12 protein-coding genes are annotated in these 14,453 nt (G+C 76.3%); 5 read left to right on the plus strand and 7 right to left on the minus strand.

Annotation, left to right across the window (positions count from 1 at the left end):
• Position 1: 1 nt before the first annotated feature.
• The 7 genes from VKZ81_RS29180 to VKZ81_RS29210 are packed head-to-tail and all read right to left on the minus strand — an operon-like array spanning position 2 to position 6,897.
• A complete protein-coding gene (locus VKZ81_RS29180) occupies positions 2 to 817 on the minus strand; it encodes a carbon-nitrogen hydrolase family protein (RefSeq protein ID WP_324244937.1) in 816 nt (271 codons plus the stop codon).
• Complete coding sequence (locus VKZ81_RS29185) at positions 814 to 2,097, minus strand: MSMEG_0569 family flavin-dependent oxidoreductase (RefSeq protein WP_324244938.1); 1,284 nt, start codon at positions 2,095 to 2,097, stop codon at positions 814 to 816. Before VKZ81_RS29185 ends, VKZ81_RS29180 begins: the two co-directional genes overlap by 4 nt.
• Positions 2,090 to 2,941 (minus strand): carbon-nitrogen hydrolase family protein, encoded by an 852-nt coding sequence (locus VKZ81_RS29190; RefSeq protein ID WP_324244939.1) that lies wholly within the window; start codon positions 2,939 to 2,941, stop codon positions 2,090 to 2,092. Before VKZ81_RS29190 ends, VKZ81_RS29185 begins: the two co-directional genes overlap by 8 nt.
• Positions 2,938 to 4,395, minus strand: a complete 1,458-nt coding sequence (locus tag VKZ81_RS29195; protein ID WP_324244940.1) for an MSMEG_0567/sll0787 family protein — start codon at positions 4,393 to 4,395, stop codon at positions 2,938 to 2,940. Before VKZ81_RS29195 ends, VKZ81_RS29190 begins: the two co-directional genes overlap by 4 nt.
• Positions 4,392 to 5,432, minus strand: a complete 1,041-nt coding sequence (locus VKZ81_RS29200; protein ID WP_324244941.1) for an MSMEG_0568 family radical SAM protein — start codon at positions 5,430 to 5,432, stop codon at positions 4,392 to 4,394. Before VKZ81_RS29200 ends, VKZ81_RS29195 begins: the two co-directional genes overlap by 4 nt.
• 40 nt (positions 5,433 to 5,472) lie before the next feature.
• A complete protein-coding gene (locus tag VKZ81_RS29205) occupies positions 5,473 to 6,030 on the minus strand; it encodes an MSMEG_0572/Sll0783 family nitrogen starvation response protein (protein ID WP_324244942.1) in 558 nt (185 codons plus the stop codon).
• A 24-nt stretch (positions 6,031 to 6,054) separates the two neighbouring features.
• Positions 6,055 to 6,897, minus strand: a complete 843-nt coding sequence (locus VKZ81_RS29210; RefSeq protein ID WP_324244943.1) for an amidohydrolase family protein — start codon at positions 6,895 to 6,897, stop codon at positions 6,055 to 6,057.
• A gap of 181 nt (positions 6,898 to 7,078) precedes the next feature.
• Between VKZ81_RS29210 and VKZ81_RS29215 the strand changes: the two genes are divergently transcribed.
• The 5 genes from VKZ81_RS29215 to VKZ81_RS29235 all read left to right on the plus strand — a co-directional run bounded on the left by VKZ81_RS29215 (position 7,079) and on the right by VKZ81_RS29235 (position 14,453).
• Complete coding sequence (locus VKZ81_RS29215) at positions 7,079 to 7,888, plus strand: PaaX family transcriptional regulator (RefSeq protein WP_324244944.1); 810 nt, start codon at positions 7,079 to 7,081, stop codon at positions 7,886 to 7,888.
• A 103-nt stretch (positions 7,889 to 7,991) separates the two neighbouring features.
• Positions 7,992 to 9,275 carry an MFS transporter gene (locus tag VKZ81_RS29220; RefSeq protein WP_324244945.1) on the plus strand — a complete coding sequence of 428 codons (1,284 nt, stop codon included), beginning with the start codon at positions 7,992 to 7,994 and terminating at the stop codon, positions 9,273 to 9,275.
• Positions 9,275 to 10,759: an FAD-dependent monooxygenase gene (locus tag VKZ81_RS29225; RefSeq protein ID WP_324244946.1), complete on the plus strand. Its 1,485-nt coding sequence runs from the start codon at positions 9,275 to 9,277 to the stop codon at positions 10,757 to 10,759. Before VKZ81_RS29220 ends, VKZ81_RS29225 begins: the two co-directional genes overlap by 1 nt.
• Positions 10,756 to 12,822 carry an acetate--CoA ligase family protein gene (locus VKZ81_RS29230; RefSeq protein ID WP_324244947.1) on the plus strand — a complete coding sequence of 689 codons (2,067 nt, stop codon included), beginning with the start codon at positions 10,756 to 10,758 and terminating at the stop codon, positions 12,820 to 12,822. The genes VKZ81_RS29225 and VKZ81_RS29230 overlap by 4 nt, the downstream gene beginning before the upstream one ends.
• Positions 12,822 to 14,453 carry a (2,3-dihydroxybenzoyl)adenylate synthase gene (locus VKZ81_RS29235; RefSeq protein WP_324244948.1) on the plus strand — a complete coding sequence of 544 codons (1,632 nt, stop codon included), beginning with the start codon at positions 12,822 to 12,824 and terminating at the stop codon, positions 14,451 to 14,453. Before VKZ81_RS29230 ends, VKZ81_RS29235 begins: the two co-directional genes overlap by 1 nt.

Raw genomic sequence — 14,453 nt, forward strand, 5'->3', positions numbered from 1 at the left:
TTCAGAGGTAGGTCTCCGGTCGGCGCTCGGCGAGGTGCGACAGCACGGAGCGGGCGCGGGCGACCTCGGCCGCCACGTCGAGCTCGGCGAGCGCGAGCCCGGCCTTCGCCCACGTGCGGGCGAGCACCTCGCCGCCGGGCCCGACCACCTTCGACCGGCCGAGGAACCGCAGCCTGCCCATCGTCCCGGTCTGGTTCGCCGACACCCATACGACCTGGTTCTCCGCGGCGCGGGCGCAGTCGTAGAGGTCGAACAGGCGGGTCTGGCGGTCCTGCACCAGCCGGGGCGCGCGGTTGGTGAGGCTCGCGGGCCACGCCGAGAGGCACGCGATCACGAGCGCGCCGTCCGCGGCGAGCGTGCGGGCCGCCTCGGGGAAGGTCTTGTCGTAGTCGATGAGCATGCCCAGCCGCCCGACGGGCGTGTCGAACGCGGTGAACCCCGAGCCCGCCCGGTACACGGTGGCCTCGCCGACCGGCTGGTGCACCTTGCGGTGCCTGCCGAGGACGCCGTCGCCGGTGAGGCACACCGAGGAGTTGTAGGGCAGGTCCTGGGCGAACTCGCGGTAGCCGAGGCACACGACCATGTCGCCGGCCGCGGCGGCCACCCGCTTGAGCTCGGGGCAGTCCTCTGTGAGCACCGGTGGCAGCCCGGTCTCGTCGGTGCCCGCGAACGTGCCGAGGTAGCCGCCGATCGTCGCGTCCGGGAACACGAGGAGGTCGACGCCCTGGCCCGCCGCGGCCCCGATGATCATTTCGATCTTGGTCAGGCACTGCTCGACGTCGCGGCCGAAGTGCGCCGCCACCGCCGCGATCTTCATCCCGCCGCCGCCAGCGCGGGCTGCGACGCCGTCGCGATGTGCTCGGCCAGGTGCTCGGCGTCGCGCCCGACCCCGGAGAAGCGGCCGGAGCCCCACGTGTGCAGCCAGGGGAGCCCGAGCACGGACAGGCCGGGCACGGTGGTCACGCCCCGGTGGTGGGTGGGGTAGCCGCGGCCGTCGAAGGCGGGCACCCGCACCCAGCCCCAGTCGCTGCGGAAGCCGGTGCACCACACGACGGCGGCGATGCGGTCGAGGTCGAGCGCGCGCGGGTGGTCGGGGCCGGGCGCCCACACCGGCGCGTAGCGCGGCTCGGCGGGGGCGTCGATCCCGGCCTGTGCGATGTGCCGGTCGACGAGGTCCTTGGCGTTCTCGCTGACCCGGTCGGCCGCGTCGAGGTTCGCGGCGAGGTCGTCGGCGAAGGTGAGTGCGCCCCCGCGCAGCCCGGTGAGCCGGCCGTAGAGCCGCATCCCCTCGAGCGCGAACGCCCGCAGGTCGATGTCGCGCCCGCCGTCGCGGCCGGTGACGTAGTGGTTGGTGCCCAGCCGCGCCGCCTCGCCGTCGCGGTGCTGGTCGACCGGCATGTCGTAGTGGCCCATGTCGTGCAGCCAGGCCACCATGTCGCGGCCGCGGTAGAAGCGGGCGATCCGCGGCGCGCGCCCCACCGCGAGGTGCACGGTGCGGCCGGCGAGGTGCAGGTCCTCGGCGATCTGGGCCCCGGACTGCCCGCTGCCCACGACGAGCACCTCGCCCGGTGGCAGCTGCTGCGGGTTGCGGTAGCGCGCCGAGTGCACCTGCACGATCCGCGCGGGCAGCGCCTCGGCCCACCCGGGCACCGCGGGGCGGTGGTAGCCGCCGGTGGCGAGCACGACCTGGTCGGCGGTGAGCGTACCGGCCGGGGTGGCGAGCGCGAACCCACCGCCGGGGCGGGCGTCCAGCCGCTCGACCGGGGTGTGCTCGATGACCGGCGGGTCGAACGAGGCCGCGTAACCGCGGACGTAGGCCGCGATCTCGTCGCGGACCATGAAGCCGTCCGGGTCGTCGCCCCGGTAGGGCCACCCCGGCAGCCGGCACTGCCAGTTCGGGGTGACCAGGCAGAAGCTGTCCCAGCGGGCGTCGGACCACTCGTGGCCCACGGTGTCGCGCTCCAGCACGACGTGCTCGACGCCCCGGCGGCGCAGGCACCACGACATCGCAAGGCCCGCCTGCCCGCCGCCGACGACGGCGACGGGGACGTGGGAGGGGAACGGCACGCGGGGCGTGCCCCACGAGGTCTCAGACACCGGTCGGAACTCCGTAGGTCTCGGGTCGGCGGTCGCGCAGGTGCGCCATGGCGCGGCGGGCGCCCGCGAGCGCGGCGGGCACGTCGACGTCGGCCACCGCCATGCCGGGCGCGACGCCGGTGGTGGCGAGCACCTCGCCGCCCGGGCCGACGACCTTCGCGCTGCACACGAACCGCAGCGACCCGAAGGTGCCGGACTGGTTGGACGCCACCCACACCACCTGGTTCTCCAGCGCCCGGGCGCGGTCGAACAGGTCGAAGCGGTGGGTCCAGCGGTCCTGGGCGAGGTCGGGGCTCGGGGCGGTGCGCGACGCGGGCCACGCCGAGACGCAGACGATGATCTCGGCGCCGTCGAGGGCGAGCGCGCGCGCGGCCTCGGGGAAGGCCTTGTCGTAGCAGATCAGCATGCCCATCCGGCCGACCGGCGAGTCGAACGCGCGGAACGAGTCGCCCGCGGCGTAGCTGTTGGACTCACCGAGCGGCTGGTGCACCTTGCGGTGCACGCCCAGCACCCCGTCGCCGGTGACCGCGACGACCGTGTTGTAGCGCGCGTTCCCGTCGGACTCGCAGAAGCCCGCGGTGACGACCACGTCGCCCGCCATGCGGGCGAGCCGGGCGATCTCGGGCCCGTCGAGGTCCAGCGGCGGGGGCTGGGCGTGCCGGGGCAGCACCCGGTGCACGCCGTGCTCGCCCAGGTCGGCGAGGTAGCCGCCGAGCGCGGCCTCGGGCAGCGCCAGCAGGTGCACCCCACGGGCGCGGGCCTCGGCGAGCAGGCGCTCGATCCGGGCGAAGCAGGCGTCGAGGTCGCGCCCGAACGGGGCGGCGACGGCGGCGAGCGTGGTCATGGGGCGTCTCCTGTCGCGGGGCCCAGCCCGGTGACCGGGCCGGTCAGCGCGGGGGTGAGCGAGCCGTCCGGCCAGCGCAGCGACACGAGCTCCGCGGCCCCGTCGGCCGGCACGAGCTCGCCGCAGGTGGCGGTGGTGGCCGGGCCGGCGGGCGCGACCGGGCGCTCCGGCACGTCGGCGGTGAGGAAGGCCGAGCCGGGGAAGCAGGTGAACCAGTCCCCGGTGCTCGCGCCGTCCGGGCGGGGCACCGCGGCGACGTCGAGGACGGCCGCGCACCCGCTCGCCTCGGCCAGCATGCCGAGCGTGCCGACGAGCCCGGCCATGCTGACGTCCTTGGCCGCCGCGGGCGCGGTGCGGGCCACGGCCGAGCCGATGAGCCGCAGCTCCTCGGTGGTCCGCGACGTCGTGGAGTCCCACTGCCTGCCGGTGTGACCGCGCCGCCAGCCACCGCCGAGGTCGGCGGTGAGGCGGACGGCGTGCCCCGGCCGCCCGCCTCCCGCAGGCACCGGGCGGTCGGTGCGGCCCAGCGCGGTGACCGACAGGGCCGCGGGCGTGCCGAGCTGGGTGTGCCCGCCCAGCACCGGCACGCCCCACGCGGCGCTCGCCGCACGTAGCCCGGACAGCACCCGCGAGGTGAACGAGGCGTCCCGCCCGGCCACGGCGTCGAGCAGGCCGAGCGGGCCGGCGCCCATCGCGGACAGGTCGTTGACGTTCACGAGCACGCCGCACCAGCCAGCCCACTCGGGGTCGCGTTCGACCATCGACGGCAGGATCGCGTCGCAGGCCGCGACGACGTCGGTGCCGGGCACCGGGGCGCCGTCGTCGCCGACGAACCCGGCCCCGCCGGGGCGCAGCCCGGCGAGCAGTCCGCCGAGCGGCCCCTTCGTGGTGCTCGCGAGCGCGGCGAGCCGCCCGATCGGCCACGTCATCTCCACGTGCGGGCGCCCACCCAGCGCGGTGGTGCCGGTGCGGCGCCAGCCGAGCCGGGTGAACAGCCGCTCGTAGCGGTCCTGCACGGTGGCGTCGAACCGCAGCGCGCCGGCCTCCTCCGCCGTCGCGCACGCGGCCCGCACCAGCGCGGGTCCCACGCCCGGGGGCGCCCCGGGCGCCGCCACCAGCCGCGAGCCGGTCCACCAGCCGACGTCGGCGCCGCCCGGGTCGGCCGGGCCGAGCCGGACCCCGCCGAGCACCGCGCCGTCCGCGCCCCGGGCGACGAGCACCCGGGTGCGCGGGTCCTCGTCGGCCGCGTCGCGGTCGCCGCCGGGGAACAGCCCCTGCTCGACGACGAACGCCCGGTGCCGCAGCTGGTCGTGCGCCCGCCGCCCCGCCGCGTCGGCCTCCTCGATCCGCCACGCCGGTGCCCGCGGCGCGACGCGGTGGTCGACGAGCAGCACGTTGCGCACCAGCGACGCGGTGTCGGCCCGGCCCGCGCCGAGCAGGTCGTGGCTCCTCATGCCCCGGCTGCCTGCAACGCGCTGCACGCCCCGCAGGCCGCGCAGCCGGCGCCCTGGTCGGCGCCGAACATGCCGCGGGCCCGCAGGCCGGCCGCCACCCGCCGGGTGACGTCCTCCAGCACCCCAGGGTCGGGCGGCCCGACGCCGTCGGCCATCGCGAGCGTGCCCGCGAGCGGCCGGTAGGGCACCACGAACGGGTAGACGCCGCGGTCGGCCAGCCGCAGCGCGCCCGCGACGAGGTCGTCCGGGTCCTCGCCCAGGCCGACCAGGAGGTAGGTCGACACCCGGTTGGCGCCGAACACCCGCACCGCCTCGTCCCAGGCGGCCTCGTACTGCGCGAGCGGCACGGTGGCCTTGCCCGGCATCCAGCGGCGGCGCACGGCGTCGTCGAGCGACTCGACGTGGATGCCGATCGCCGTGGCGCCGGCGTCGCGCAGCTCGCGGATCACGGCGAGGTCCTCCGGGGCGGGTGGCTCGCACTGCACCTGGATCGGCAGCCCCGGCACCGCGGCGGCCACCGCCCGCACGCAGCGGGCGAGGTGGCGGGCGCCCCGGTCGCGGCCGTTGGTCGTGCCGGTGGTCATCACCATCTGGCGCACGCCGTCCAGCCGGACCGCGGCCTCGGCGACCTCGGCGAGCTGGGCCGGGGTCTTCACCGCGGTGGTGGCACCCGCCTGCAGGGACGCCTCGATCGCGCAGAACCGGCACCGCTGGTCCTCGGCGTAGCGGATGCAGGTCTGCACGACCGTGGTGGCGAGCACGTCGCGGCCGTGCAGGCGGGCGAGCTCGGCGTAGGGCACCCCGTCGGTCGTGGTCAGGTCGTAGAACCGCGGCCGCTGCACCGGCTGTGCCGAAAGCCCCAGGTCCGCCCCGTCCAGCAGCAGCCTGCCGCCGCTGATCGAGTACGGGCTGGTGGGGTCGATGGGCAGGGCGGCGGGGCGGCCGCCCAGCAGCACGTGGCCGTCGTCGCTGGGGCCTGCCCCGGCGCGGCGGGAGACGGGGGCGTCCACCCGGACGCCCCGGATCGCGACGTCCACGCGGGTGGACGGTCGGGTGCGGATGCCCGTCACGGCCGGCTCAGAGGTTGTAGGTCGAGTTGATGATGGCGCCCTTGCGCGCGTAGTGGATCAGCGCGTCCTGGACGTCGAGCGGGTGGCACGGGATGCACCCGGCGATCAGGTCCTCCTCGCGCAGGCCGTGCAGCGAGAGCCCGAACCGGCAGACGTAGACGGTGCCGCCCTCGGCGATGAACCGCTCGATCTGGGTGTTGATGTTGTGCTCGCCGGGGAACGCGGAGTCGCCGGTCGTCGGGAAGCCGCGGGTGGCCATCGCGTTCATCGCGCCGGGGCCGTAGAAGTACAGCACCGACTCGAAGCCCTTCCGCAGCGCGCGCAGCGCCTGCAGGATCGCCACGAAGCTCACCGAGGACTCGTGGGCGATGCCGTGGACGAGGGTGAAGTAGCACTCGCCCTCGCCGGCCTGGTAGTCGGGGAAGATCTTGGTGGAGCCGTAGAGGTTGGTGCCCGCGGGCAGCGACGGGTGCGGGATCTCGGCCAGGCTGGCCTGCTGGTTGGCCTTGAGCTCCTCGTCGGGGATCAGCGGCGTGCCGGTGGTGGCGGGGGCGGTCTGGGTCATGGCGGTTCCTCTCATCGGGTGGTGTCAACCGAGGCCGTGCAGGGCCTCGAAGTTTCCGGAGAAGGCGAGCGCGGCGAGCTCGCCGTCGCCGAACGCGGCGGCGAGGCGGGCGTGCTCGCCTGCGAAGTCGCCCCACGGCTGGTCGGAGGCGAACAGCACGCGGTCGGCGCCGATGCCGCGGCGTTCGATCTCGGCGGCGAGCCATCGGGGTGCGAACCCGACCGCCCAGCTGGTGTCGGTGTAGACGCGCTTGCCGGCGGCGATCCAGTCGAAGAACCGGTGGCCGATCAGCTTGATGTGGCCGCTCACCCCGCCGCCGAGGTGCACCAGGTGCAGCGGCACCTCGTCGGCGTAGCGCTCGACCAGGAGCGCGATCTCGTCGACGTCGCTGGCCGCGCCGGGGCTGGTGTGCACGTGCACGACGAGCCCGTGGGTGCGGGCCGCCGCGAAGATCGCGTCGAGCTGCGGGCGGCACGCCTCGTCGCCCGCGCGGCCGCCGAGCAGGAACGACACCTTGAGCGCGGCCACCCCGCGCTCGCCGGCGAGGGCGAGCGCTTTGTCGGTGGCGGCGGCGTCCTGTGGCCGCGGCGAGGTCCACAGCCCGGCCAGCACGCGGTCGTCGCGCTGCGCGGCCTCGATCACGAGGTCGTTGAGCGCGAACGACGTGCTCGGGTCCGGCACGCCGTAGTTCGGCAGCACCAGCGCCCGTTCGGTGCCCTCGCGGTCGAGGTCGGCGAGGAGCTCGTCGATGGTGGCGCGCGCCGTGGTGTCGGGGTTGACCGGCGGCCCGCCGTAGAACGGGTGCGCGGGCAGCACCCCGAGGTGCCGGTGCGCGTCGTGCACCCGCAGCGGGCTCCGCGTCGTCATGGTCGAAGCGTCGGGTGCGGGTGTGTCCTCGTGGTGACGTTCGGAACGAGTTCGTGTTGCCGGCGACGCCGCTGCGTTGCAACGCAGTTGCCCACGGTTACCGCGCAGGCACACGACCACCGCGTGGCTCCTGACGATCGCGCGACGGCCGTTGCGGCGCTGTCGCAGATATGCTGCCTGCGTGAAAGCGCGCTCGCTCGTGTTCGACCTGTTCGGCGACTACCTGCGCTACCGGGGCGGCGAGGTGCGGCTGCGGGCGCTGGTCGCGCTCATGGCCTGCTTCGACGTGCCGGAGCCCACGGTGCGGGTGGTGGCGGCCCGGTTGCGCAAGGAGGGCTGGCTCGACAGCCGCCGCGACGGGCGCGAGACCGTCTACGTGCTCACCGACACCGCGTGGCGGCTGCTCGACGAGGGCCGCTCGCGGATCTTCGACCGCGTCACCGGACCGTGGGACGGGGTGTGGCACACGGTGATCTACCAGGTGCCCGAGACCGAGCGCGCGCTGCGCGAGGGGCTGCGCAAGCAGCTCGCGTGGCTCGGCTTCGGCCCGCTCGCGCCCTCGGTCTGGATCAGCCCGCACGACCGGACGGCCGCCGTGCGCAGCCACGTGGACGGGCACGCCTCGGTGCGGCTGGACATCCTGCGGTCGCGCTCGGAAGGGCCGGCCGCGGACCGGGACATGGCGGGTCGCGCCTGGGATCTCGCCGGGCTCGACCGCGACTACGCCGCGCTGCTCGGCACCTACCGGCCCCGGCTCGAGGCCTACCGCCGCGGGCTGCCGGGCCGGGAGGCGCTCGTCGAGCGGATGCGGCTCGTGCACGACTACCGGCGCTTCCCGTTCCGCGACCCCGACCTGCCGCCCGAGCTGCTGCCCGAGGGTTGGTCCGGCCGGGCGGCGCACGAGGTGTTCCTGGAGGCCCACGGCCTGCTGCGGGCGCCCGCCGAGGCGTTCGTCGACGGGGTGCTGGCCGACCTCGCCCAGGTGTCGTGAGCTGCTAAGCGTTACGAAATCTAGACGGCCGTCGGCGCGCTGTTGTACCGTTCGGGCGCGCCGCCGACGGGGGCGGCGCTCGACGTCCCGGAGGTGCGTGCCCGTGAGCGTCCCGCCGCCCCGATCGGGGCTCGCCGTCGTCGCCATCTGCTTCCTCACGATCGTCAGCGACGGCTACGACCTGATCGTCTACGGCTCGGTGCTGCCGAGCCTGCTCGCCGAACCCGGGTGGGACCTCGGCCCGGCCGAGGCCGGTGCGATCGGCAGCTACGCGCTCGCCGGCATGCTGATCGGCGCGCTCGTCGCCGGCGCGGTCACCGACGCCGTCGGCCGTCGCCGCATCGTGTTGGTGGGGATCGCGTGGTTCTCCCTGGCCATGGCGCTGTGCGCGCTCGCGCCGTCGCCCGGGCTGCTCGGCCTGTTCCGCTTCCTCGCCGGGCTCGGCCTCGGCGGGGTGCTGCCGAGCGCGATCGCCCTCACCGTCGAGTACGCCCCGCGCGGGCGGCGGCAGCTGTACAACGCCGTGATGTTCGCCGGCTACTCGGTGGGCGGTGTGCTCGCCGCCGTGCTGGCGCTCGCGCTCGTGACCGGCCACGGTTGGCGGATCATGTTCTGGATCGGCGTCGTCCCGCTCGTGCTCGTGCTGCCGCTCGCGGTGCGCTACCTGCCGGAATCGGCGGGCTACCTGCTGGCGAGGGGGCGGCGGGCCGAGGCGGAGGCGCTCGCCGCCCGCTACGGCGTCGAGCTCGACGAGCCGCCCGCCGAGCGGGCCGGCCCGCGGGTGCTGTTCACCCCCGCCTACCGCACCGCCACCCTGCTGTTCGGGGCAGCGAGCTTCTGCGGGCTGCTGCTGGTCTACGGGCTCAACACCTGGCTGCCGCAGATCATGCGCCAGGCCGGCTACCCGCTCGGGTCGGCGCTGCAGTTCCTGCTCGTGCTCAACCTCGGCGCGATCGCGGGCGCGGTCGGCGCCTCGGCGCTCGCCGACCGGTTCGGGCCCAAGCCGGTCACCGTGTCGGCGTTCCTCGCCGCCACCGGGTGCCTGCTGCTGCTGTCGCTGCGGCTCGACACCGCGGTGCTGCTCTTCGCCGTCGCGATCGCCGGCCTGGGCAGCGTCGGCACGCAGATCCTCGTCAACGGCTACGTCGCCGTGCACTACCCGGCCGCGGTCCGGGCGACGGCGCTGGGCTGGGCGCTCGGCGTCGGCCGCGCGGGCGCGATCGTCGGCCCGCTGTTCGGCGGCTGGGTCGCCGGCTCCGGCCTCGGGTTCGAGTGGAACTTCTACGGCTTCGCACTCCCCGCCCTCGCCGGCCTGGTGTTCATCGCGCTGGTGCCCCGGCCGGCGCGGGTGCGCGCGGGGGCGGTCGCGGGGGAGGTGGCCGCCTGATGCGCGTCGCCGTCGCGGGCGGGGGACCGGGCGGGCTGTTCCTGGCCTCGCTGATCCGCAAGCGGGACCCGTCGATCGAGGTCACGGTGTTCGAGCGCAACCGCGCCGACGACACGTTCGGGTTCGGCGTGGTGTTCTCCGACCGCACGCTCGCCGCGATCCACGAGGCCGACCCGGTGCTGCGCGAGGCCCTCGACGCGCACGGCAGGCACTGGGACGCCATCGAGGTGCGGCTCAAGGGCGAGCGGATCCGCTGCGGCGGCAACGGCATGGCCGCGATCGTGCGCCGCACGCTGCTCGGGCTGCTGCAGGAGCGCGCCCGCGGGCTCGGCGCCGACCTGCGGTTCTCCACCGAGGTCGGCCTCGCCGACCTGCGGGGCTACGACCTCGTGGTGGCCGCCGACGGCACCGGCTCGCGCATCCGCACGGCGCTGGAGCCCGCGTTCGGCTCCACGGTCGACACCGCGACGGCGAAGTTCATCTGGTTCGGCACCGACTACCTGTTCGACGGCCTCACGTTCGTGCACGAGCGCGGCCCGCACGGGGTGTTCGCGGTGCACGGCTACCCGATCAGCCGGGAGGTCTCCACGTTCATCGTCGAGACCGATGAGGCGTCGTGGCGGGCGGCCGGGCTGGACGAGTTCGACGTGACCGCCCCGCCCGGGTCGAGCGACGAGAAGACCCGCGCCTACCTGGAGGAGGTCTTCGCCGAGCAGATCGAGGGCCACAAGCTCCTGGTCAACAACTCCCGCTGGGCCAACTTCCGCACCCGGCGCACCGCCCGCTGGACGACCCTCGAACCGCAGCCGGTCGTGCTGCTCGGCGACGCGGCCCACACCGCCCACTTCTCGGTCGGCTCCGGAACGAAGATGGCGATGGAGGACGCGATCGCGCTCGCGGGCGCCCTCGCCGCCCACCCCGGCGACCTGCCCGCCGCGCTCGCCGCCTACGAGGCCGCCGCGCGGCCGTCGGTCGACGCGATCCAGGCGTCGGCGCGCCCGTCGCTGTCGTGGTGGGAGCACTTCGGGCGCTACCACGACGCGTTCGAACCCTGGCAGTTCGCCTACCACTTCCTGTCCCGCAGCATCACCGACGCCCGCCTCGCCCGCCGCGACCCCGCCTTCGTCGCCGCCACCCACCGCGCGTGGGTGCAGCGGTACGGGGCCGAGCCCCTCGACACCCCGCTCGAGGTCGGCGGCACGACGCTTCCGAACCGGCGGCCGGAGCGGGTCCCGGACGGGGCCGCGTGGGTGGAGGCGCCTGCCGACGAGTCCGGCCTGCCCGCCGCCACCGCGCGGGTGCGGGAGGCGGTCGAGGGCGGGGCGCAGCTGGTCGCGGTCCACGGCGGCGCCGCGTTCACCCGCACCCTGCTCTGCGAGGAGGTGCGCCTGGTGCACGGGCGCACGGCGGTCCTGGTCGACCCGCAGGCCGACGCGCTCACGGTGGTCCTCTCCGGACGGGCCGACCTGGTGGTCGCCGGGTGAGCGCGCCGAGCAGCACCGCCCCCGTCGCGGGCGACGGCCGCGCGGTGCCCGCTGCGCTGTTCGACCCGCGGGGCATCGCCGTCGTCGGGGCGTCGCGGGAGCCGGCCAAGCTCGGCGCCGTCATGGCGCGCTCGCTCGCCGCGTTCCCCGGCCCGGTCGCGCTCGTCAACCCCCGCGACGGCGCGATGGCCCCGTCGGTCGCGGCCGCCGCCGGCGAGCACGGGCCGATCGACCTCGCCGTGCTGTGCGTGCCCGCCGCCGCCACCGCGGGCGCGCTCGCCGACGCGGCGGCCGGGGGCGTGCGCGCCGCCGTGGTGTGCGGGGGCGGGTTCGCCGAGGCCGGGCCGGAGGGGGAACGCCACCAGCGGGCCCTCGCCCGCACCGCCGCGGAGACCGGCGTCCGCGTGCTCGGCCCGAACACCTCGGGGTTCCTCGCCCCCGGCCGAGGGCTCACCGCGAGCTTCGTGCCGGGCGCCGCGGCCGTGCCCGCGGGTCGGATCGCGGTCGTGGCCGCCTCCGGCGGGGTCAACCACGCGCTCGCCTTCCTGCTGGCCGAGGCCGGGCACGGGGTGAGCCTCGCGGTCGGGCTGGGCAACGCCATCGACGTCGATGCCCCCGACGTGCTCGACCACCTCGCCCGCGACCCGGACACGACGGCGGTCGCGCTGCACGTCGAGTCGGTCGCCGACGGGCCCCGGCTCACCGCGGCGGTGGCCCGGCTGGCCGCCCGCAAGCCGGTGGTCGCGCTCGTGGTCGGCCGGCACGACGTCGGCGCGTTCGCCCGCTCGCACACCGGTGCGCTCGCCACCTCGTGGCGCACCACCCGGGCCGCGCTGCGCCAGGCCGGCGCCGTGCTCGTCGACTCGGAGCGGGAGCTGGTCGACGCCGTCGCCGCGCTGTCGCTCGTGCGGCTGCCCCCGGGCGCATCCGGTGTCGGGGTGCTCACCGCGCAGGCCGGCCCCGGCCTGCTGCTGCTCGACGACCTGCGCGGCCGCGGCGTCGACGTCCCCGAGCTCACGCCCACGACCCAGGCGGCCGTCGCCGAGCTGCTGCCGCCGCTGACCTACCAGCGCAACCCGGTCGACACCGGCCGCCCCGGCCCGGAGTTCGCAGCGGTGCTGCGGGCGGTGGCCGCCGACCCCGGCGTGGACGTCGTCGCGGCGTACGCGCTGCACGAGCCCGACGCGGTCGACCTCGCCGCCGCGGTCGATGCCGCCCGGCCGGGCGTGCCGCTGGTCGTCGGCGTCGGCGGCACCGGCCCGCAGGTGCAGGCGGCGCGGCGCGCGCTGCTGGCCCGCGGCATCCCGGCGCTCGCCGACCCGACCGGCGTCGCCGCGGCGGTGCACGCCCTGCTGTCGGATGCCCGGCGTCGGGACGGCGGCCCTGCGGCACCGGGATCGCTGGACGGCCACCTTCGGACCATCTCCCTCGGGCCCGGGCCGTGGGACGAGGACGCCGCCAAGGCCGTCGTCGCCGCGCTCGGGGTCGCGGTTCCGGACCGGCGGGTGTGCGCCGACCGCGCCGCCGCGCACCGGGCGCTCGCCGAGCTCGGCGGCCCGGTCGCGGTGAAGCTGCTCGACCCGGCCGTGCTGCACAAGACCGAGGTCGGCGGCGTGCGGCTCGGGGTGCGTACCCCCGCCGAGCTGGACGAGGCGCTGTCGGCCATCGGGGCCGAGCGGGTGCTCGTCGAGGCGATGGCCGCGCCCGGGGTGGACCTCGTCGTCGGCGCCCGCCGCGACCCCGTGTTCGGCCCCGTGGTGCTCGTCGGCCTCGGCGGCACGGTCGCCGAGGCGCTCGCCGACGTCGCGGTCCGCGTCGCCCCGGTCGACGAGCGCGCCGCGGCCGTGATGGTCGACGAGCTGGCCGGGCGCGCCCTGCTCGACGGCTGGCGCGGCGGCCCGGTCCTCGACCGCGCCGCGCTCGGCCGGTTCGTCGCCGCCCTCGGGGCGCTGCTCTCGGCCCACCCGCACCTGCAGGACGTCGAGGTCAACCCGCTGCGTGTCACCGCGGACGGGTTGGTCGCGCTCGATGCCGTGATCACCGCCGATACGGAGGACTCGTGATGGTCCGCGAAGGTGTCGTCCCCTGGCCCGAGGAGTTCGCGGCGCGCTACGTCGCGGCCGGCTACTGGCAGGGCCGCGCGCTCGGCGAGCTGCTGCGCGAGGCGGCCGAGGCGAACCCGGACGCCGTCGCGCTCGTCGACGGGCCGCTGCGGCTCACCCACGCCGAGCTGGCCGGCCGTGCCGACGCGATGGCCGCCCGCCTGGTCGGCCTCGGCCTCGCGCCCGGCGACCGGGTCGTCGTGCAGCTGCCCAACACCTGGGAGTTCGTCGTCCTCACCCTCGCCTGCCTGCGCGCGGGGATCGTCCCGGTGATGGCGCTGCCCGCCCACCGGCGCACCGAGCTCGCCCACCTCGCCGGGCACGCCGAGGCGGCCGCGATCGCGGTGCCCGACCGGCTGCGCGACTTCGACCACCAGGCGCTCGCCGCCGAGCTCGTCGACGAGGTGCCCCCGCTTCGGCACGTCCTCGTCGCGGGCGACACCGTCGCGCCGGACCACCACGACCTGCGCGCGCTCGGCGCACCGGGGCCCGCCTTCGCCGGGCCGCACCCCGACAGCCGGGACGTCGCGGTGTTCCTGCTCTCCGGCGGGACGACCGGGCTGCCGAAGCTGATCGCCCGCACCCACGACGACTACGCCTACAACGCGCGCGCCAGCGCCGAGGTCGCCGGCCTCGGCCCGGACACCGTCTACCTGGTGAGCCTGCCCGCAGGCCACAACTTCCCGCTGGCCTGCCCCGGCATCCTCGGCACCCTGCTCGCGCGCGGCCGCGTCGTGATGCTGCCCTCGCCCGAGCCGGCCAGGGCGTTCGCGACGATCGCGGCCGAGGGCGTCACGCACACGGCCGTGGTGCCCGCCGTCGCGGGCCGGTGGCTGGAGCACGCCGCCGGGCACGGGCCGCTCCCGTCGCTGCGCGTGTTGCAGGTGGGCGGCGCCCGGCTGGCCGACGAGCTGGCCCGCCGCGTCCGCCCGGTGCTGGGGGCGACGCTGCAGCAGGTCTTCGGCATGGCCGAGGGCCTGCTCAACTACACCCGCCTCGACGACCCCGAGGAGATCATCTGCACCACCCAGGGCCGCCCGCTGTCGCCGGACGACGAGGTGCGGCTGGTCGACGAGGCCGGTGAGGACGTGCCCGACGGCGAGCCGGGGGCGTTGCTCACCCGCGGCCCCTACACCCCGCGCGGCTACTACCGGGCCCCCGAGCAGAACGCGCGCGCGTTCACCCCCGACGGCTGGTACCGCTCCGGCGACATCTGCCGCCGCACCCCGGAGGGCTACCTCGTCGTCGAGGGCCGGGACAAGGACATGATCAACCGCGGCGGGGAGAAGATCTCGGCCGAGGAGGTGGAGAACCTCGTCTACCAGCTGCCCGCCGTGAGCCAGGTCGCCGCGGTCGCGATGCCCGACCCCCAGCTGGGGGAGCGGGTCTGCGTCTACGTCGTCCCGCGCCCCGGGGCCACGCTCACCCTCGACGAGGTGCGGGAGTCGATGGACGCGGCCGGCGTGGCGCGGTTCAAGCTCCCCGAGCGCCTCGAGCTGGTCGGCGAGCTCCCGACCACGAAGGTCGGCAAGATCGACAAGAAGGCCCTGCGCGCCGACGTCGCCGCCCGCGTGTCCGCCGTCCCGCGCTGA

Source organism: Pseudonocardia sp., from assembly GCF_035305885.1.
Lineage (GTDB): Bacteria > Actinomycetota > Actinomycetes > Mycobacteriales > Pseudonocardiaceae > Pseudonocardia.